The sequence below is a fragment of the Bosea vestrisii genome, from assembly GCF_030144325.1.
Taxonomy (GTDB): domain Bacteria; phylum Pseudomonadota; class Alphaproteobacteria; order Rhizobiales; family Beijerinckiaceae; genus Allobosea; species Allobosea vestrisii_A.
In genome coordinates this window covers 4,710,540-4,728,697 of sequence record NZ_CP126307.1, presented here as the reverse complement: position 1 = coordinate 4,728,697, position 18,158 = coordinate 4,710,540, and the positions used below count along the sequence as shown (strand labels likewise).

At 66.4% G+C, this 18,158-nt stretch carries 18 protein-coding genes and 3 pseudogenes; 6 read left to right on the top strand and 15 right to left on the bottom strand.

Annotated features, from left to right (window positions below; all coding sequences use genetic code 11):
- Nucleotides 1–59: 59 nt before the first annotated feature.
- The 3 genes and pseudogenes from QO058_RS31515 to QO058_RS23220 form a co-directional block, all read left to right on the top strand.
- Nucleotides 60–335: pseudogene (locus QO058_RS31515) on the top strand (ureidoglycolate lyase); the annotation flags it as partial.
- 55 nt (nt 336–390) lie between these two features.
- Complete coding sequence (locus QO058_RS23225; protein ID WP_284168577.1) at nt 391–606, top strand: hypothetical protein; 216 nt, start codon at nt 391–393, stop codon at nt 604–606.
- Nucleotides 607–706: 100 nt separating this feature from the next.
- Nucleotides 707–1,153 carry a DUF1236 domain-containing protein gene (locus QO058_RS23220; protein ID WP_126113461.1) on the top strand — a complete coding sequence of 149 codons (447 nt, stop codon included), beginning with the start codon at nt 707–709 and terminating at the stop codon, nt 1,151–1,153.
- A gap of 97 nt (nt 1,154–1,250) precedes the next feature.
- On the opposite strand, the gene QO058_RS23215 is transcribed toward QO058_RS23220, so the two are convergent.
- The 8 genes and pseudogenes from QO058_RS23215 to QO058_RS23180 all read right to left on the bottom strand — a co-directional run bounded on the left by QO058_RS23215 (nt 1,251) and on the right by QO058_RS23180 (nt 9,415).
- Nucleotides 1,251–1,688, bottom strand: a complete 438-nt coding sequence (locus QO058_RS23215) for an RES family NAD+ phosphorylase (protein ID WP_284168576.1) — start codon at nt 1,686–1,688, stop codon at nt 1,251–1,253.
- Nucleotides 1,688–2,116, bottom strand: a complete 429-nt coding sequence (parS, locus tag QO058_RS23210) for a type II RES/Xre toxin-antitoxin system antitoxin (protein WP_284168575.1) — start codon at nt 2,114–2,116, stop codon at nt 1,688–1,690. Before parS ends, QO058_RS23215 begins: the two co-directional genes overlap by 1 nt.
- A gap of 64 nt (nt 2,117–2,180) precedes the next feature.
- Nucleotides 2,181–2,822 (bottom strand): uracil phosphoribosyltransferase, encoded by a 642-nt coding sequence (gene upp, locus QO058_RS23205; protein ID WP_284168574.1) that lies wholly within the window; start codon nt 2,820–2,822, stop codon nt 2,181–2,183.
- Nucleotides 2,823–2,856: 34 nt separating this feature from the next.
- Nucleotides 2,857–4,073, bottom strand: a pseudogene (locus QO058_RS23200) (URC4/urg3 family protein).
- 8 nt (nt 4,074–4,081) lie between these two features.
- On the bottom strand, nt 4,082–5,344 hold the full coding sequence (locus tag QO058_RS23195; protein WP_284168573.1) for a GTP cyclohydrolase II: 1,263 nt from the start codon (nt 5,342–5,344) through the stop codon (nt 4,082–4,084).
- 278 nt (nt 5,345–5,622) lie between these two features.
- On the bottom strand, nt 5,623–5,784 hold the full coding sequence (locus tag QO058_RS23190) for a Thivi_2564 family membrane protein (protein ID WP_129158631.1): 162 nt from the start codon (nt 5,782–5,784) through the stop codon (nt 5,623–5,625).
- Nucleotides 5,785–6,155: 371 nt separating this feature from the next.
- A complete protein-coding gene (gene glyS / locus QO058_RS23185) occupies nt 6,156–8,477 on the bottom strand; it encodes a glycine--tRNA ligase subunit beta (protein ID WP_284168571.1) in 2,322 nt (773 codons plus the stop codon).
- Nucleotides 8,477–9,415: a glycine--tRNA ligase subunit alpha gene (locus QO058_RS23180; protein WP_284168570.1), complete on the bottom strand. Its 939-nt coding sequence runs from the start codon at nt 9,413–9,415 to the stop codon at nt 8,477–8,479. Before QO058_RS23180 ends, glyS begins: the two co-directional genes overlap by 1 nt.
- A gap of 210 nt (nt 9,416–9,625) precedes the next feature.
- Between QO058_RS23180 and QO058_RS23175 the strand changes: the two genes are divergently transcribed.
- A complete protein-coding gene (locus QO058_RS23175) occupies nt 9,626–9,907 on the top strand; it encodes a hypothetical protein (RefSeq protein ID WP_284168568.1) in 282 nt (93 codons plus the stop codon).
- A gap of 135 nt (nt 9,908–10,042) precedes the next feature.
- Nucleotides 10,043–10,333: a hypothetical protein gene (locus QO058_RS23170; RefSeq protein ID WP_284168567.1), complete on the top strand. Its 291-nt coding sequence runs from the start codon at nt 10,043–10,045 to the stop codon at nt 10,331–10,333.
- Nucleotides 10,334–10,339: 6 nt separating this feature from the next.
- Here the strand turns inward: QO058_RS23170 and QO058_RS23165 are convergent, their stop codons facing one another.
- Complete coding sequence (locus QO058_RS23165; protein WP_284168565.1) at nt 10,340–11,107, bottom strand: tRNA1(Val) (adenine(37)-N6)-methyltransferase; 768 nt, start codon at nt 11,105–11,107, stop codon at nt 10,340–10,342.
- A complete protein-coding gene (locus tag QO058_RS23160) occupies nt 11,097–11,324 on the bottom strand; it encodes a putative signal transducing protein (RefSeq protein ID WP_110488439.1) in 228 nt (75 codons plus the stop codon). The genes QO058_RS23165 and QO058_RS23160 overlap by 11 nt, the downstream gene beginning before the upstream one ends.
- Before the next feature lie 181 nt (nt 11,325–11,505).
- Here QO058_RS23160 and QO058_RS23155 point away from each other — a divergent pair, with 181 nt between their 5' ends.
- The gene (locus QO058_RS23155; protein WP_284168563.1) at nt 11,506–12,522 is read left to right on the top strand and encodes a polyprenyl synthetase family protein; all 1,017 of its coding nucleotides are present in this window, start codon (nt 11,506–11,508) and stop codon (nt 12,520–12,522) included.
- A gap of 6 nt (nt 12,523–12,528) precedes the next feature.
- On the opposite strand, the gene QO058_RS23150 is transcribed toward QO058_RS23155, so the two are convergent.
- The 5 genes and pseudogenes from QO058_RS23150 to QO058_RS23130 all read right to left on the bottom strand — a co-directional run bounded on the left by QO058_RS23150 (nt 12,529) and on the right by QO058_RS23130 (nt 17,996).
- Entirely contained in the window at nt 12,529–12,750 is a 222-nt protein-coding gene (locus QO058_RS23150) for a hypothetical protein (RefSeq protein ID WP_284173004.1), read from the bottom strand.
- A gap of 184 nt (nt 12,751–12,934) precedes the next feature.
- Nucleotides 12,935–13,165: pseudogene (locus QO058_RS23145) on the bottom strand (LysE family translocator); the annotation flags it as partial.
- Nucleotides 13,166–13,195: 30 nt separating this feature from the next.
- Nucleotides 13,196–14,080, bottom strand: coding sequence for a 4-(cytidine 5'-diphospho)-2-C-methyl-D-erythritol kinase (locus tag QO058_RS23140; protein ID WP_284168562.1), 885 nt, complete (start codon nt 14,078–14,080; stop codon nt 13,196–13,198).
- A gap of 3 nt (nt 14,081–14,083) precedes the next feature.
- Nucleotides 14,084–15,853, bottom strand: coding sequence for a tetratricopeptide repeat protein (locus tag QO058_RS23135; RefSeq protein ID WP_432211973.1), 1,770 nt, complete (start codon nt 15,851–15,853; stop codon nt 14,084–14,086).
- Between the two features lie 463 nt (nt 15,854–16,316).
- Nucleotides 16,317–17,996: an electron transfer flavoprotein-ubiquinone oxidoreductase gene (locus QO058_RS23130; protein ID WP_284168560.1), complete on the bottom strand. Its 1,680-nt coding sequence runs from the start codon at nt 17,994–17,996 to the stop codon at nt 16,317–16,319.
- Nucleotides 17,997–18,158: the final 162 nt, after the last annotated feature.

Below are 18,158 nucleotides of genomic sequence, written 5' to 3'. Positions count from 1 at the left end.
CCGAACGGCGGGCTTCATGCTCGCCGTTTTCTTTGGCGGCGGCGCATTACGATGCCGGCATGCGCCGCATCGTCCTGCCCGTCTCGCCACTCACCGCCGAAGCCTTCGCTCCCTACGGCCGCGTCCTCTCCCCTGCGAGACCACGCGATGCCGGGCGCGAGGGCTACGACATCTGGATCCAGCCCTTCGCCGCGGAGAGCCGGCCACGACTGCAGATCGTGCGCTATCACGCGCGGCCCTTCCTCGTCGCCCTGATCGAGCGGCACCTGCACGTCACCGAGGCGCGCCAGCCGCTCGGCGGTCCTCCGGCGATCATCGTGGTCGCCGAGCCGTCCGAGATACCCCCCGGCACCGGAGGCGCTCCGGGCGTTCCGGCTCGATGGCGAGGGCGTGCTGTTCCACCGCGGTATCTGGCACGCGATCGACGCCTATCCCGAGAGCGGAAGCCATGCCGATTTCCTGTTCCTGTCGGAGGAGGCGACGGTCAGCGAATTATTCGACAATCCCGGGCGCGCACCTGAACGGACCAAGGTTTTCGATTTCCTGGCTGCGGGAATCGAGCTCGTGATCGACACTAACTCGCCGGAAAATCAAAAGAATCGATAAGTCCGGTTACGATCGTACACAGCTCGTGACTCTCGAAGCGGAACCCTTCTGGGCGCTTATCCGTTTCCCCTCTGAGGTTTCCCCTCTGAAGGAGAACGACATGTTCAAGAAACTTGCTCTGGTTACGGCCCTCGCCATCGTTCCGGCTGCAGCCTTCGCTCAGAATCCTGAAGGCGCTCAGGGCGGCGCGGCCAGCGGCATCGTCGGTGGCGCAACTGCGGGTGCTGTCGGCGGCGCCGTCGTCGGCGGCCCGGTCGGCGCAGTCGTCGGCGGCGTCGGTGGCGCGGTGGTCGGCGGCGTGACCGGTGGGATCATCGGTGACAACACCCCGCGCTTCCGTACCTATGTCGTCGAGCAGCGCGTCCCGTCCTACACCTATGCCGAGCCTGTAGTCGTCGGCACCGTGCTGCCGCAGCAGGGTGTGGTCTATCGCGAGGTGCCGGCCGAATATGGCGAGCGCGCCAGCGGCTATCGCTACACGGTGGTGAACAACCGCGCCGTGCTGGTCGAGCCGCAGAGCCGCCGCGTCGTCCAGATCATCGAGTGATCTCAGGTTGATCCGCTTGCCGCTCGCGCCATCAAGGCCTGAGTGACCACCCGGATCGCAAGGCCCGCCCCGGCAACGGGGCGGGTTTTTTGTGGTGTCAGTTGGTCAGCGGCAACCACAGCCGCCTGTCGAAATCGAAGGACTGCGTCGCGATGACCTTGATCCCGGCCGCATCCGGATGGCGCGGGTTGACCAGGACGTTGAAGCTCCGCGGCGCGATGAAGGACGGCACCTTCAGGAGCGCGGTCTCTCCCGCAGTCAGCCAGGCATCTCCCAGCGCCTGCGGCTCCAGGGCCGCCGGATCGCCTTCACCGATCGAGGCAGGCCCCGTCTCGATCTCGATCAGGACATAGTCGTCCGGGATCAGCTCCGGCGTGAGATCGAGATGAACCCGCACCTCCAGAATGGCGAGGGCGGGGTTTTCGGCCGTGTAGACGACAGGCCATCCGGGAGAGTTCCAGCGCCCGCCATAGAGCCGTGCTCCCTCGCCGCTGAGATCGGCGAAGGCAGCACGCGCAACGCGCCAAAGTCTCATCAGGCGGCGATACCGTGCGCGATCCTGCCGAGCAACGCCTCGACCTGCGCCGCGCCTTCGCCCGTGTCGAGCAGCGCCAGCGGCTTCTCGCCATCGAGCGCGACAGTCGCCCGGCGCAGCCAGGCTGCCGCCTTGTCCTGCGAGCCGAAGGTGACCTCCGCCTCGGCGATGACGCGCGCGGCGCGCATCAGCCGGTCGGACTGCTCCGTCGTCAGCGTCCCGATCTTGCGGCGGTGGCTCAGCGTCTTGCGCGGCAACACGAGCTCGTCGATCTCGGTCAGCGTCATCCGGCCGCTCTCGATGACATGCTCGATCGTCCGCACCGGAAATCCGCGACGGACAGCGGCGATGAGATCGCGGCTGCTGGCGGCGGGGCCACCCAGCGCCGCCTGGCCACCGACGACATCCAATGCAGTCAGGGCAACCATGGCAAAACTCCTTGGCGATATGCACATAAGATAAGGGCATATCGCCGGAGCTTCAAGTGGATGGTTAGCGCGTCCCGAACATGCGGTCGCCGGCGTCGCCGAGGCCGGGGACGATGTAACCGTGATCGTTGAGGCGCTCGTCGATCGCCGCGGTCCAGATCCTCACATCGGGATGGGAATCGCGCATGCGGGCGATGCCCTCGGGCGCCGCGAGAAGGCAGACGAAGCGCAGATCCTTGGCGCCGCGCTCCTTCAGCCGGTCGACCGCCGCAACCGCCGAGTTCGCCGTCGCCAGCATCGGATCCATCACCACGATCATGCGGTCGGCGATGTCGGAGGGCGCCTTGAAATAGTATTCGACCGCCTGCAGGGTCTGCGGATCGCGATAAAGGCCGATATGGGCGACGCGAGCGGCCGGGACGAGCTCCAGCATGCCGTCGAGGAAGCCGACGCCGGCACGCAGGATCGGCGCGAACACCAGCTTCTTGCCGGAGATCACCGGCTGCATCGACTTCTGCAGCGGCGTCTCGATCTCGATCAGCTCTGTCGGCAGGTCGCGCGTGACCTCGTAGCAGAGCAGCATGCCGATCTCGTTGAGGAGCTGGCGGAAGCTCTTGGTCGAGCGGTCCTTCTCGCGCATCAGCGTCAGCTTGTGCTGCACCAGCGGGTGGTCGACGACGGTGACGCCGTTAGCGCTCGTGGCCATGCAGTCCTGATCCCCTTCGTCTTCTTTTGGTTGCTTAGAATACCGTGCCATCGCTGACGATGGTCAAGGGCGGACCACCATCCTCGCGCTTCTCGCGGGCGATGCGGCGGCCGGCAGCCCAGGTGCCGCCCTCGAGCACCTTGGCGAGCGGCAACTGCTCTGCGCTCATGCCGAGCTGTGCCCGAACCAGTTCGCCGATCTTGTCGAGCAGCGCAACCGTCAGCGCTCGCCACTCCACGACGAGCTGCGAGCCGACCTCGTGGCCGCGCACGGCATCGGCCGGGTCCTTCAGCGCGAGCACGCCGAGATCGAGCAGGAGCCCGCCATTGCGATATTCCGGCAAGCCGGTGAGATCGTCGATGCCCACGACCTGGATGCCGGCCCATTGCAGCGGCTCGATCAGCGAATAGCTCAGCCATTGCGAGAGCTTGTGGAAGGGCACGATGCCGGCCGTCACCTCTCCCGGCGCGATCAGCGGATGCTTCCAGCTGTCGCCGAGCGCGATGCCGGCATAGCTCAGGCGCGACGGCCAGATGCCGCCGAGCACCTCCAGCACCTGCGAGAGGATATAGGCGGCGCGGATCGAGCGACCCTCGGCCGCCTCGACCAGCCGGTCGAACAGATCGCCAGGCCGGGTGAGGCCGTGCTTCTCCAGTTCCTCGCCGAGGCGGTTGAGCAGCGCGGCGCGGCCCCCCATCCCTACGAGGGGATTGCCTTCCGAGACCTGGAAGCCAGCAGCCAGCGCCGTGGCGTCGAGATGCCTGAGCGCCTCGCTATCGACCCGCAATGGCTGCGCTGGATCGCTGGAAAAGGCGCCTGCGGCGAACATGTCGAGCGAGGCCAGCGCCAGCCCTTCCGAACGGCCGATGCTCTGGCCGGTCACCGCATCGCGATAGCGCCAGTCGGCGCCGGCGCCGGCATCGAGCAGGACGCTGACGACAGCGAGGTCGTAAGCGGCGCGTCCCCTGGCTCGGGCGTCGGCGAACTGGGCGCCAGCATCCAGCACCTTCCAGCGGTCCATGCCGGCGATGATGAAATGGCGCCAGCGAGCGTGGAAGGGGATGTCGAGCGCTGGGTAGTTCTGGCGGATCGTTTCAGGACATAAGCGGCGCAGGCCGGCAACCGCTCAGGATGGACGCTGAAATGCGTCAGCTTGCCGGCCAGGCCCAGCTGCAGCATCTCACGCGCACGCTCGCGGACAGCAGCCGGCTTGAGCAACAGGCGGACGGCGTCGGGATTGGAGTCAGGCATAGGCGGGTTCAGAACTTTTCGAGGTCGCGGCCGACAGTGGCCTTGAGTGCATTATCGCCGGGCGTGCCGTCGGGCGAGTAATAGCCCGCCGCCTTCTTGGCCTCGATCTCGACCGAGGCATCCGGCGGGACCAGCTCGGGCGGGATGGCGACACGTTCGCCGATCTCGATGCCGCTCTCGACCATTGCGTCGTATTTCATGTTCGACATCGACATCAGCCGGTCGATCTTCTTCACGCCGAGCCAATGCAGCACATCCGGCATCAATTGCTGGAAGCGGGCATCCTGCACGCCGGCGACGCATTCGGTGCGCTCGAAATAGGTCGCGGCGGAATCGCCGCCCTCCTGGCGCTTGCGGGCGTTGTAGACGAGGAACTTGGTGACCTCGCCGAGCGCCCTGCCCTCCTTGCGATTGTAGACGATCAGGCCGACGCCGCCGGCCTGCGCTTCCTTCACCGCTTCCTCGATGCCGTGCACCAGATAGGGCCGGCACGTGCAGATGTCGGAGCCGAACACGTCCGAGCCATTGCACTCGTCATGGACGCGGCAGGCGAGCGTCTTCCTCGGATCGCAGATCGCCGAGACCTCGCCGATGACATAGGCGGTGATCGAGCCGATCGGCGGCAGGAAGACCTTGAGGTCGGGCCGCGTCACCAGCTCGGGATACATGCCGCCGGTCTGCTCGAACAGCGTGCGGCGCAATTCGTTCTCGCTGGTGGCGAAGCGCTCGGCGATCCCCGGCAGGTGCCAGACCGGATCGACCGCGATCTTGGTGACGCTGATGTCGCCCGAGCCGTGCAGGATGGCGCCATCCGCGGCCAGCCGGTGTCCAGCCATGGCGGCGAGGATCTCGGGCAGGTTCAGCCGCGCCTTGGTGACCGCGATGGTCGGGCGGATGTCGATGCCCTCGCCGATCCACTTGCCGAAATCCTGGGCGACGCGATGGCCGAACGGATCGAGCGAGACGATCCTGCCCGGCTCGAACCATTGCGGCTGCGGCAGGATGTCGGAGGTCGGGTAGGTGTTGGTCAGGTCCGGACGCTGGGCCGGGTTCATGGCGCGGGCGGAGATGGCGAGCGCGCGATAGACCGAATAGGAGCCGCCATGGGCGCCGATGCAGTTGCGGTCTCCCGGCGCCGTGGTCGAGGCGATGACCGGGCCGCGCCCCTCCGGGGTCCCGGCGCCCCACTGGATCGGGAAGCGGGTCGAGGCGTTGCCGGGCTCGGGATGCGAGGTCAGGCGGATATGGGTGGTGCGGTTCTGCGAATTCATCGCGGTGATCGCTCGATCTGTCGGGCATGGTCTGGTCGCAAAAGCGCTCGCCGCTCCTGCGTGAACATGCCCAAACGGGAAAGGGCCCCGGGACGGGTCGCGTCCGGGGCCCTCTGGACCAACGGGATTCTGGATCAGTGCGGGATTTTCGTCAATCCAGCTGCCGAAACGTCACCTCCGTCACGGCCGGGCCTTGTCCCGGCCATCCAGCGCTCGCCACGAAGGCGATGTTCACATGGACGCTCGCCACAGGACGAGCATGACGGCGGCCCCTTTGGCTAGAAGACTGCGAGATAACGCAGCAGCGAAATGATGCCGATGATGATGACGATGATCTGGACGATGTTCTTGATGTTGCCGTCGATCGGCAGCATCCGCACGAGATAAAGCACCAGAGCGATCACCAGAATGGTGATCAGAAGCGAAATCAGAATGCTCATGGCTCAAATCCTCTTATCGCGGCCGAAAGCCGGCCCCCGAGGCGCTAGCTGCGACGCATTCGCAGGCAGCGACCTCGGGCAAGAGAACGTCGAGCCCTGGGAAAAAGTTCCGGAAGGATAGCTGGCTGAGGTCTTGGCGAAGAGCCACCAATGTCGTCATGGTCGGGCTTGTCCCGACCATCCACGCCTTCGCTCGGCTGATCGAATGCCGTGTTCAAGACATGGATGCTCGCCACAAGGGCGAGCATGACAGGAGGGCGTCATTCTCGGGCGAAGCGAAGCGCAGACCCGAGAATCTCAGGACCAGAAGGCGCCAGCCACAATCTCATCCGGCCTAAGATGCTCGGGTCAAGCCCGAGCATGACGAGTGCTTATCCGGCAATCCGCGAGAAATCCGCCACGGCGCGCGTCGCCTCGCGCAGCTGGTTCAGCAGCTTGAGGCGGTTGGCGCGCAAGGCCGGATCGGGATCGTTGACCGTGACCTTGTCGAAGAAGGCATCGACCGCCGGCCTGAGCTCGGCGAGCGCCGTCATGGCGCCCTCATAGTCCTCGGCGGCGACCGCCGCTTCCGCCTTCGGCGTCGCCTGCGCGAGCGCGACCGCGAGCGCCTTCTCCTCGATCAGCCCGGCGTCGGCGATGAGCTGGAGATCGGCCGCACCGGCAAAGGCACCCTCGCCGTCCTTCTTCTCCTCGGCCTTGAGGATGTTGGCGGCGCGCTTGTAACCGGCGAGCAGGCTCTTGCCGTCTTCCGTTTCGAGGAAGCGGCCGAGCGCGGCGACGCGGCGGGTGATGAGCAGGAGGTCGTCATTGGCGGACGCCCCCTCGCCCAGCACCGCATCGACCAGATCATGCCGCGCGCCCTGGTCGCGCAGCATGACCTTCAGACGGTCGTGGAAGAAGGACACAAGCGACGTTAGGATTCCTCCGCGCACTGCTACGCTTTCTGGATCCGTATACCCGGGTAAATTATCTGCAACTCTGGCCGTTAGATCGCTTGCGTCCAACTCAAGCTCAGAATTATGCAGAGCTTGAATGGCCGGGTCGTATTTTTCGAACGTTTTCTCAGTTGCGAGATGGCCCCAGATTTCTGAGATCGGCTGCTCAAGTACTTGGTTTAGCGGCAACCGCACCCCGTTCTCCGCCACCAACCGAATAACCCCCAGCGCCGCGCGGCGCAGCGCATAGGGATCCTTGCTCCCGGTCGGCTTCTCATCGATCGCCCAGAAGCCGACCAGCGTGTCGAGCTTGTCGGCCAGCGCGACGGCGATCGAGACCGGATCGGTGGGGACGCGATCGGAGGGGCCGAGCGGCTTGTAGTGCTCCTCGATCGCGGCGGCGACCGAGGCGTTCTCGCCCTGCAGCTCCGCATACTTGCGGCCCATCAGCCCCTGCAATTCAGGGAACTCGCCGACCATCTCGGTCGGCAAATCGGCCTTGGCCAGCTTGGCAGCGCGCTCGGCCAGCGCCGGATCGGCGCCGACGATCGGCGCCAGATCCTTCGCCAGCGCGGCGATGCGCTCGACGCGCTCGCCCTGCGTGCCGAGCTTGGCGTGGAAGACGACGCCGAGCCTGTCGAGCTTGGCCATGCGCTGATCGAGCGGCTTGGTAAGGTCGAGGCCGAGCTTGTCGGCGCTGTCCTTGAGCGTCTCCAGATCGGGCAACGGCCCGCGATCGGTCTGCCAGAAATAGGCGGCGTCGGAGAGACGCGCGCGCACGACCCGGCCATTGCCGGCGGTGATCGCCAGCCCGCCATCGCTCGCCATCAGGTTCGAGACCGGGATGAAGCGGTTGGCGAGCTCACCGGAATTGGGATCGCGCAGCACGAAGCATTTCTGGTTGGCGCGGATGGTGGCGCGGATCGCCTCGCCGGGGATTTCGAGGAAGCGCTCCTCGAAATCGCCGAGCAGCACGACCGGCCATTCGACCAGGCCAGCGACCTCCTCAAGCAGGCCCTCGTCCTCGACCAGTTCGAGCCCCGCCGCGAAGGCGAGGTTCTTGGCGTCGGTCAAGATGATCTGCTTGCGGCGGTCGGCATCGAGCACGACCTTGGCCCGCTCCAGGCTCGGGACATAATCGTCGAAGCGCTTGACCGTGATCGGGCCCGGCGCATGAAAGCGGTGGCCATAAGTGATGTTGCCGGAGCGGATGCCTTCGACCTCGAACGGCACCACCTCCGGGTCCTCGGTCTCGGCGCCGAAGGTGCAGAGGATCGAGTGCAGCGGGCGCACCCAGCGCAGCGAGCCGCTCTCAGCCGAAGCCTTGCCCCAGCGCATCGACTTCGGCCAGGGGAAGGCGCGGATCACCGCAGGCACGATCTCGGCGATGGCCTGAACCGTCTCCTGCCCAGGCTTCTCGATCACGGCGACGTAGCTATCGCCCTTCTTCGGATCGCTGACGATCGTCGCCTGGTCGAGCGAGGCCAGCCCCGCCGCCTTGAGAAAACCCTGCACGGCTGCATCGGGCGCGCCGACACGCGGGCCCTTGCGCTCCTCGCGGACATCGCGGCCGCGCACCTGCAGGCCGGCAATGGTGAGTGCGAGCCGGCGCGGTGTCGCGAAGGCCTTGGCGCCCTCATAGGTCAGCCCACGCTCGACCAGCGCATCGGTGACGAGCTTCTTCAGGTCCTCCGCGGCCTTGCGCTGCATGCGCGCCGGGATTTCCTCGGAGAAGAGTTCGAGCAGAAGATCAGGCATCAGTTTGCTCCCCCGCCGGCGGTCTTCAGCCAGGCCGCACCGCAGGCCTTGGCGAGCTCGCGCACGCGCAGGATGTAGCTCTGGCGCTCGGTGACCGAGATCACGCCGCGCGCATCGAGCAGGTTGAAGACATGGCTCGCCTTGATGCACTGGTCATAGGCCGGCAGAGCGAGCTTGTGGCTGGGATCATTGCTGTCGGTACCCGCCTCGCCGGCTGCGAGCAGCGCCTTGCACTCGGCCTCCGCATCGCTGAAATGGCGGAAGAGCACCTCGGTGTTGGCGTGCTCGAAATTATGCCGCGAGAACTCCTGCTCGGCCTGCAGGAAGACGTCGCCATAGCTGATGCGGTCCTCGCCCTCGAGGCCGTTGAAGTTGAGATCATAGACGTTCTCGACGCCCTGGACATACATGGCGAGGCGCTCGAGCCCATAGGTCAATTCGCCCGCAACGGGCGCGCATTCGACGCCCGCGACCTGCTGAAAGTAAGTGAACTGGCTGACTTCCATGCCGTCGCACCAGCATTCCCAGCCGAGGCCCCAGGCGCCGAGCGTCGGGCTCTCCCAGTCGTCCTCGACGAAGCGGACATCGTGCAGGGCAAGATCGACCCCGATCGCCTTGAGCGAGTCGAGATAGAGCTGCTGCAGATCCGGCGGCGACGGCTTCAGGATGACCTGGAACTGGTAATAATGCTGCAGCCGGTTCGGGTTCTCACCATAGCGGCCGTCCTTGGGACGGCGCGAGGGCTGGACATAGGCCGCCTTCCAGGGCTTGGGCCCGAGCGCCCGCAGCGTCGTCGCCGGGTGGAAGGTGCCGGCGCCGACCTCCATGTCGTAGGGCTGGAGAATGACGCAGCCGCGCTCGGCCCAGAAGCGCTGCAAGGTCAGCAGCAAGCCCTGGAAGGAGCGGGTCGGGTTCAGCGGATCGGAGGACGCGGCCAAGGGCATCAGCCTTTTAAACAATCGAGAAACTTGCGGCGTGATTAGGGGCTGGCGGCGCTCATGGTCAAGCGCAGCGGGATGAACGCTGCCTGAACCCCAGCGCAAGGATCGCGTTCAGGAAGGGAAGCGCAGGGTGCGCAGTATCGAACGGTCCGCGGCTCTCGGGGCGAGTGCTTGAGTCGGGTCGATCCGATAAGTAGGAGATTTGCAATGCCGTCCAATCGTCTCGCCGCCGCCCTGTTCGGAGCCGGCGCTCTGCTTTTCACCGGTCTTTCCGTCGCCCCGGCCAGTGCCGCGCCTTTCGCAGCCGGCGCTCCCGCCGCTTCGACGAGCGCCGGGCTGGTTGAACAGGTCCAGTACTACGGCCGCCCCCACTATGGTCCGCGCCGCTATTACGGCCGTCCGGTCTACCGCCCACGCTGCCATGTCGTCGACCGGCGCGTCTGGAATGGCTGGCGCTGGGTGATCCGCCCAGTGCGCGTCTGCCGCTGACGAGGCGTCAGGGCAGATGAAGAACGGCTGAACGGCCCGGCCACGCGCCGTTCAGCCTCGATGCCGCAAGCTTGCCGCAACGATGACACCCGATGACCCGGCATAGCCGGGAGGGCACTCGCGCAGGAGGTAACCATGCTTCGCAAACTCGTTCTTGGACTTTCGGCCGCCGCCTCGCTCGGCGTAGCGGCGCTCGGCATCGGAGCGGTCACGGCAACTCCGGCTGAGGCACAGTGGGGCGGTGGCGGCTATTATGGCCGGCCCGGTTGGGGCGGTGGCGGTTACTATGGCCGCCCTCATTACGGCTATGGCCGCCCCGCTTACGGCTACGGCGGCGGGTACTACGGCCCGCGCTGCTTTAGCCGACCGGTCCGCTACTGGGACGGCTGGGGCTGGGTTGTGCGCGAGCGGCGCATCTGCCGCTGAGCTAATCTAGGCGAGCACGGCCTCGCCGCGATGGAGCGCCTCGCTGAAGGCGGTGAAGCGCCCATCGCCCCCGTTGAGAACGAGAGCCGGCAGCAACGCTGCCGGCTTTCTGCTGCCGAGACGCGCGGAGACGATCACCCGGATTGCCGGCCGCTCGGCCTGGCCGTGGATCGCGCGGATTTCGATCGCGCCGAAGCCCGTCTCCAGACCAGCGAGAATCAGCCCCAGCGCCTCGGCACGGTGGATAATGCTGACACCGCCGTCCGGCTTCAGCACATGCCGGGCCGCCTTCAGCCAATCGGCGAGCGATTGCCCGGCGACATGCGCCGCGCGCCGGTTGGCGACCGGCGATTCGCGCACCTCGCCCGATTCAAAGAAGGGCGGGTTCATTGCGACCCAGGCCATCGAGGCCGCCGTCAGCCCGTCCCGGGCGAGGTCCGCGTTCCGCTCGCCAATCACCCCGACCACGGTGCGCGCCCGCCCGGCGAGATCGTTGAGCTCGGCATTGCGGGCTGCCAGCGCGGCCAGCTCCGGATCGCGCTCGACCAGGACGACATTGAGCCCGGGCTGCCGCGAGGCGACGGCAAGCCCGATTGTACCGACACCGGCGCCGAAATCGGCAAGCGGCCCCTCGCCCAGTTCCGGGATCGCCGCGGCAAGCAGCACCGCATCCGAGCCGGCGCGATGACCCTTCACCGGCTGCAGCAAGCGAAGGCGGCCTCCTAGCAGCCGATCCTCGGCGATCTCGCCGAGACCGGGCGCCTCAGCGTTCATGGCGCAGTTCGTCGCCATAGCCCGCCTCGATCAACAAAGCGCGAGCGCGCTTGCTGTCCTGCTCGCGGACCAGGAGGCGTCGTGGAAAGGCGCCGATCATGCCTTCGAGCGCGCTGATGTGCTGATCGGCGATCAGGCAACCCAGATCAGCCGAGGCCAGGAGCGCCTCGATGGCCCCAAGCAGGACGATGTCGTTCGAGCGGACGAGTTCATGCATGCCGCCATGGAGCCTTTCGTGTCGGCCCGGCGCAACAGGAAAGATCGCATGACCCGGAACGGTGCCGCGGTGCAGCGTCAATCTGCTGCGTCGCGAAAGGATTGCCGGGGCTGGTCACGCATGCGACGTTTATGGCAAGGGCATGGCGCGCGAGCGCGTGAGAAACGGCCGGAGTTTGCGAGTGGGCGTCGTCGTAGCTTTCGAAGACAAGGACACCGGCCAAAGCGGGATCGCGCCGCTGGTCGGGCTGACGCGCGCCGACATGGAGCGCGTCAATGCGATGATCCTGTCGCGCACCGGCTCAGAGGTCACGATGATCCCGGAGGTCGCGAACCACCTGATCTCCTCGGGCGGCAAGCGCTTGCGGCCGATGCTGACGCTCGCAACGGCGGCGCTCTGCGGCTATCAGGGCGATGGCCATGTCAAGCTCGCGGCCTCGGTGGAGTTCATGCACACGGCGACGCTGCTGCATGACGACGTCGTCGACCAGAGCGACATGCGCCGCGGCAAGCTCGCTGCCCGCATGCTGTGGGGCAATGAGGCGAGCGTGCTGGTCGGCGACTTCCTGCTCGGCCAGGCCTTCAGGATGATGGTCGAGGTCGGCTCGCTGCGCGCGCTCGACATCCTCTCGACCGCCGCTGCGGTGATCGCCGAGGGCGAGGTGATGCAGCTCGCCGCCGCCAAGAACACCGAGACCACCGAGGACGAATATCTCGCCGTGATCCGCGGCAAGACCGCCGAACTCTTCGCCGCCGCCTGCGAGGTCGGGCCGGTGATCGCCCAGTCGTCGAAGGGCGAGGCTGCCGCCTGCCGCAGCTACGGGCTCAATCTCGGCATCGCCTTCCAGCTCATCGACGACGCACTCGACTATGGCGGCTCATCGGGCCAGCTCGGCAAGAATGTCGGCGACGACTTCCGCGAGGGCAAGATCACCTTGCCCGTCGTGCTCTCTTTCCGCCGCGGCAGTGAGAGCGATCGCGCTTTCTGGCGCCGCACCCTGCAGGAGGGCGAGGTCCGCGACGGCGATCTCGACGAGGCGCAGGCCCTGATGCGCAAGCACGACGCGCTGGCCGACACGATCGAGCGCGCCCGCCACTACGCCAAGATGGCGAAGGATGCGCTCGGCCTGTTCCCGTCATCGCCGATGAAGCAGGCGCTCAACGACGCCGTCGACTTCTGCGTGGCGCGGGCGCACTGAGCCGGTTCAGCGCTGCTCCGCCGCAATCCTGAGGCCCAGCGCCAGCAGGAGCCCGCCGGTCAGCGCCTCGATGACGCGCCGAACCTGCGAGCGCCGCAGCACGTCACCGGCCTTGGCGACGACAAGCGCATAGGCTGAGAGCCAGAGCAGGGTCATCGCGGCGAAGACCAGTCCGAGCAGGAACAGCATGGTGAAGCTGCTGCTGCCGGCCGCGAACTGCGGCAGCAGGCTGGCGAAGAAGACCGCGATCTTCGGATTGCCGAGATTGCTGATCAGCCCCTGCCGGTAGGCGATGGCGGGCGCGAGCCGCCGCGGCGAGATCGCGGCAGCAGCCGGCGATGCAGGCCCCTGCCGGCGAAAAAGCGTCCCGCAGCGCCATGATACCGAGATAGATCAGATAGGCAGCGCCGGCGTACTGGATGGCGCGGAAGACCGGCTCGCTCGCCACCAGCAGGGCGACGAGGCCGAGGCTGGTCGCCAAAGCCCAGACCGAGAGACCTGTCGCCACGCCGAGCGCGGTCAGCACGCCGGCGGCGCGCCCGCCGAACAAGGTGTTGCGGATGGTCAATGCGGTGTCTGGCCCCGGCGTGCAGATCACCAGCGCCGCGACACCGACATAGGCGAGAAAAGAGGCCAGCGTCATGATGCGTCCTCCGGCTTGAAGCCGAGGCGCCTATCTCAGCACAGTCGCCTTCACCCACCAATCCGGCCGGCCATGCGTCAGAAGCTTGCCGGCCTCGGCGCTGACGCGGCAATCATCGAACAGGGCGAAGCAGGTCGCGCCGGAGCCCGACATGCGCGCCAACCGGCAGCCGGGCAAGGCCGACAGCGCCGACAACACCTCGCCGATGATCGGCGCAACGCTTCGGGCCGGCGCTTCGAGATCGTTTCCGGAGGCGGCTAGCACGGCGATCAGCGCCGCCGGGCTAGCCGGTGGTGGATCACCCGGCTCGAATGCATCGACGCCGCCCGCATGATCCTGTCCCGGAGGGAGGCCAAGCGCGCGGAACACCGCGGCGGTCTCGACCGCGACACCGGGATTGACCAGCAGCGCGAACAGGCGCGGCGGTTTCAAAGGTGGGCCGAGCCGTTCGCCGATACCGGCCATCATGCGGGCGCGGGCTTCGAGACAGACCGGGACATCGGCGCCGACACGGCCGGCGGCAGCGTGCAGCGCCGGATGCGATAGCGGCAAGTCGTTGAGCCGCGCCAGCAGGCGCAATGCAGCAGCCGCATCGGCCGAGCCGCCGCCGATGCCGGAAGCGACCGGCAGGCGCTTGACGAGATGGAAGCGGCCGGAGCGCAGCCCGGCGATCTCGTCGCGCAGGGCGCGCTCGGCCTTGAGGACGAGATTGTCGGGTCCGGTCGAGAGGCCTGCGGCGAACGGGCCTGAGATCTGGACTCCCGCGGGCTCGCCCGATGACAGGCTCAGTTCGTCGCCGACACCGGCGAAGGCGACGAGGCTGTCGAGCTCATGATAACCGTCGGCCCGGCGTCCGAGGACGCGCAAGGAGAGATTGACCTTGGCCGGGGCGCGGGTCGCCAGTCTGGCAGGCAAGGATCAGCCGCCATCCTTCTTCGGCTCGGCCGCATTGGCCGAGGGCGCCTGATCGTCGAGCCCCTTCTCGATCTTGCGCTGGATCCGGGTGAGGTCGTCCGGCTCCGGGCCGAGGTCGCGGGCATAGTTCCACTGAAAGCGCGCCTCGAGATAGCGGCCGGTCTTCCAGTAGACGTCGCCGAGATGGTCGTTGATCACCGGATCCGAAGGGCGCAGTTCCATCGCCTTCTCAAGCTCCGTCACCGCCTCGTCATAGCGGCCGAGGCGGTAATGTGCCCAGCCGAGCGAGTCGATGATGTAGCCATCACGCGGCCTGAGCTCGACGGCGCGGCGCAGCATGCCGAGCGCCTCCTCGAGCTTGAGGTTCTGGTCGACCAGCGAATAGCCGAGATAGTTGAGCACCAGCGCGCGCTCGCGGCTGAGCGCTTCCGGCATCAGCTCCAGCGCCTTGCGCAGATCAGCCTCGGCCTGGGGCCATTTCTTGGTGCGCTCATAGGCGATGCCGCGCGAATAGAGCAGGTCCCAGTTGGAGCGGCCGGGCGTGCCGAGCTTGGCGACCGCCTTGTCATAGGTTGCGGCCGCCTCCTCGAAGCGCTTGCGCGAGCGGTAGATGTTGCCGAGCGCGGAGATGGCGTCGACGTCTTCCGGCCGCGCCGCGATGATCGTCTCGAGATGCTTGACCGCTTCCTCAGTCTTGCCGAGCTGCTCGAGGCCAAGCCCGATCTGGATATCCGCGACCGGCCGTAACGGCGAGTTCTCGGGCATGCGCCGGTAGACCTGGACCGCATCCTCGGTCTGCTTGGCGCGCTCGAGGATGTCGGCCAACGTCAGCACGGCAAGGTCGTGGCCTGGGTCGAGATAGGCTGCAAAGCGCAGGTAAAGCAGCGCGGTCGCCTCGTCGCCCTGCAAAATCCCGGCACTGGCGAGGCCATAGAGCACCTCAGCCGCGCCCTGCTGGGTGTTGCCGACGATGCGTTGCAGCGGCTCCTTGCTGCTGATCTTGGCGATCGCATCGCGCACGATCGGATGGTTCGGGCGCACGCGCTGCTCGAAATCGTTCAGCGTCGCCAAGGCCGCGTCACTGTCGCCCGCGCGCGCCTGCTGGCGGGCCCAGAGATCGACGAGGCGCAGATTGGTCTTCTCGGCGTCATAGGCCGCCTTGAGCCGGCGGTTCGCGTCGTTGCGGCGGCCGGCGATGTCGAGGATCAGCCCGGCATGGAAGTCGCGGAAGCGGTCGAAAGTCGCCTCGCCCTTGAGGCGGTCGAGCGTCTCGAGCGCGCGGTTGGTCTCGCCGGAGCCGGAATAGGCCCAGGCGGCGAGCAAGGTCGCGGTGATGTCGGCGGAGCGGCCGCGGCCGCCGCGCTGCAACTGGGTGCGCGCAGCCGTATAGTTCTTCTGCTTCAACGCGCGCACGCCAAGCGCCAGCTGGGCGAGGCCGTTGGTGGCATCGCGCTGGATCAGCTTCTCGGCGGCGCGGAAGGTCTCGTTCATCGCGCCGTCGGCGAGGAAGGCGACGAAACCGCGCTCGAGCAATTCGCTGTTCTGGGGATCGTTCTTGATCGCCTCGCGCAGATAGATCGAGGCCGCACCGAGGTCCCGGGCAGAACCCGCCACCACCGCCGCCAGATAATTGCCTTCGAGACTCTCGGCCGGCTCGAACTTGTCGACCGGACGCGCCTGCGCGAGCGCCGGCATGCCGACATGCAGTCCCGCGATAAACGCAAGCATAAGAGCGGCGCTACGGCCGTCGATCTGAAACGTCACGTCCACCATTCTCCCTCGGTCCGCCCCGGCTGCCGGGAACTGGTCCGTAGACGGGACCGTGACCTGAACGATCTAAGAGCCTTTAAGCCGCCAACATGGCCGTTTCCGGGCTTGGCGACAAGTGCGGCATAGCAGTTGCAGCATCGCCGTCACGCTCACGTGAAAAGCGCAACCCACTGCTATAGCGGCGTCGAAATCATAGATTTCCGTAAAGCAAATCGGCATAGAATTGCGCCGTCGCGGATATTCGCGACGATTCGTTTAGGACACTTCAAATGAAGAAGGTCTCGCTCGCGCTCGCTGCTGTCCTGACGCTTGCCGGCATCGCCGGCGGCTGCGCCACCAAGGAGCCGGAGAAGCCCGCTCCCGTCGTCCGCAAGGGCTGATTCGCCACCTCTTCAGGCGTCAATAAAAAGGCCGCGCCGGATACACCCGCCGCGGCCTTAATCTTTGGCAACAATATCGAATACTATCACATATTCGAGTAATTCGGCCCGCCCGCGCCTTCCGGCACCGTCCAGGTGATGTTCTGGGCAGGGTCCTTGATGTCGCAGGTCTTGCAGTGCACGCAGTTCTGCGCGTTGATCACGAAGCGCGGCAGCGACTGCTTCTCGGGATCGGCATAGACCACCTCGTAGACGCCCGCCGGGCAGTAAAGCCGCGCCGGCTCGCCATAGATCGGCAGGTTCTGCAGCACCGGAACATTGGGGTCGGTCAGCTTCAGATGCGCCGGCTGATCCTCCTCGTGATTCGTCGCCGAGAGGAAGACCGAGGAGAGCTTGTCGAAGGAAATCTTGCCGTCGGGCTTGGGATAGACGATCGGTTTGACCATGCCGATCGGCTTCAGCGTGGCATGGTCGGGCTTGCCGTGCTTCAGCGTGCCGAAGGGCGACCAACCGAAGAGCTGGTTCAGCCACATGTCGATGCCGCCGAGCGCGACGCCGCCGAGCGTGCCGAGCTTCGACCAGAGCGGCTTGACGTTGCGCACCAGCTTGAGGTCGCGCCCGATCTCGGAGGAGCGCCAGCTATCCTCGATGCCGTCGACGACGTCATGGGAACGGCCTGCCGCCAGCGCCGGCACGAGATGCTCGGCCGCCAGCATACCCGACAGGATGGCGTTGTGGCTGCCCTTGATGCGCGGCACGTTGACGAAGCCGGCCGAGCAGCCGATCAGCGCCCCGCCCGGGAAGGTCAGCTTCGGCACCGACTGCCAACCGCCCTCGGTGATGGCGCGCGAGCCATAGGAGAGGCGTTTTGCCCCTTCGAAGACATCGCGGATCATCGGGTGGGTCTTGAAGCGCTGGAACTCGTCGAAGGGCGAGAGCGTCGGATTGGTGTAGTTGAGATGGACGACGAAGCCGACCGAGACGAGGTTGTCGTCGAAATGGTAGAGGAAGGAGCCGCCGCCAGTCGACATGTCGAGCGGCCAGCCGAAGGAGTGCTGCACCAGCCCCTTCTTGAACTTCTCCGGCTTGACCTGCCAGATTTCCTTGAGGCCGATGCCGTATTTCTGCGGTTCGCGGCCTTCATCCAGTGCAAAGCGCCTGATCGCGATCTTCGAGAGCGAGCCGCGGGCGCCTTCGCCAAGCAGGGTATAGCGGCCACGCAGCTCCATGCCGCGGGTGAAGCGCTCGGAGACGGTGCCGTCCTTGGCGACGCCCATGTCGCCGGTGGCGATGCCGGCGACCGAGCCGTCCTCGTTGAAGAGCAGCTCTGCAGCCGCGAAGCCAGGATAGATCTCGACGCCGAGTGCCTCGGCGCGGGCGGCGAGATAGCGCGCGACCAGGCCGAGCGAGCCGACGAAGTTGCCGTGATTGTTCATCAGCTTCGGCATGGCGAAATTCGGCAGGCGCGCGCCGCCGGCCGGGCCGAGGAAATAGAAGACGTCCTCGCTGACCTCCGTATGGAGCGGGCGCGCCTCGTCCTGGCGCCAGTCGGGCAGGAGCTTGTCGAGGCCGATCGGATCGATGACCGCGCCGGAGAGGATGTGCGCGCCGACCTCGGAGCCCTTCTCGACCACCACCACCGAAATGGCTTCGTCGAGCTGCTTCAGCCGGATCGCGGCGGCCAGTCCGGCCGGGCCGGCGCCGACGATAACGACGTCATAGTCCATGCTCTCGCGCGGCGTGCTCTGTGCTTCCTTCAGATCCATGCTGCCCTCCACCCCGCGCCGCTTATATGTCATTAGATAGTTTATATATGAACTATCTCGATCATCCCGCCAAGCCGCGGGGCTGATTGGAATTCCTCTATCCGGGGCTCCCGGTTATTTTGCAACAGCGAACGGGCTCGCTTCGTTCCAAGCGCCGCGGTA

What these genes read in the sequence shown, in the direction of transcription:
- QO058_RS23220 (WP_126113461.1), top strand. Translation starts at nt 707, where the DNA reads ATGTTCAAGAAACTTGCTCTGGTTACGGCCCTCGCCATCGTTCCGGCT.
- QO058_RS23215 (WP_284168576.1), bottom strand. Translation starts at nt 1,688, where the DNA reads ATGAGACTTTGGCGCGTTGCGCGTGCTGCCTTCGCCGATCTCAGCGGC.
- parS (WP_284168575.1), bottom strand. Translation starts at nt 2,116, where the DNA reads ATGGTTGCCCTGACTGCATTGGATGTCGTCGGTGGCCAGGCGGCGCTG.
- upp (WP_284168574.1), bottom strand. Translation starts at nt 2,822, where the DNA reads ATGGCCACGAGCGCTAACGGCGTCACCGTCGTCGACCACCCGCTGGTG.
- QO058_RS23195 (WP_284168573.1), bottom strand. Translation starts at nt 5,344, where the DNA reads ATGAATTCGCAGAACCGCACCACCCATATCCGCCTGACCTCGCATCCC.
- QO058_RS23190 (WP_129158631.1), bottom strand. Translation starts at nt 5,784, where the DNA reads ATGAGCATTCTGATTTCGCTTCTGATCACCATTCTGGTGATCGCTCTG.
- glyS (WP_284168571.1), bottom strand. Translation starts at nt 8,477, where the DNA reads ATGCCTGATCTTCTGCTCGAACTCTTCTCCGAGGAAATCCCGGCGCGC.
- QO058_RS23175 (WP_284168568.1), top strand. Translation starts at nt 9,626, where the DNA reads ATGCCGTCCAATCGTCTCGCCGCCGCCCTGTTCGGAGCCGGCGCTCTG.
- QO058_RS23170 (WP_284168567.1), top strand. Translation starts at nt 10,043, where the DNA reads ATGCTTCGCAAACTCGTTCTTGGACTTTCGGCCGCCGCCTCGCTCGGC.
- QO058_RS23165 (WP_284168565.1), bottom strand. Translation starts at nt 11,107, where the DNA reads ATGAACGCTGAGGCGCCCGGTCTCGGCGAGATCGCCGAGGATCGGCTG.
- QO058_RS23160 (WP_110488439.1), bottom strand. Translation starts at nt 11,324, where the DNA reads ATGCATGAACTCGTCCGCTCGAACGACATCGTCCTGCTTGGGGCCATC.
- QO058_RS23135 (WP_432211973.1), bottom strand. Translation starts at nt 15,853, where the DNA reads ATGGTGGACGTGACGTTTCAGATCGACGGCCGTAGCGCCGCTCTTATG.
- QO058_RS23130 (WP_284168560.1), bottom strand. Translation starts at nt 17,996, where the DNA reads ATGGATCTGAAGGAAGCACAGAGCACGCCGCGCGAGAGCATGGACTAT.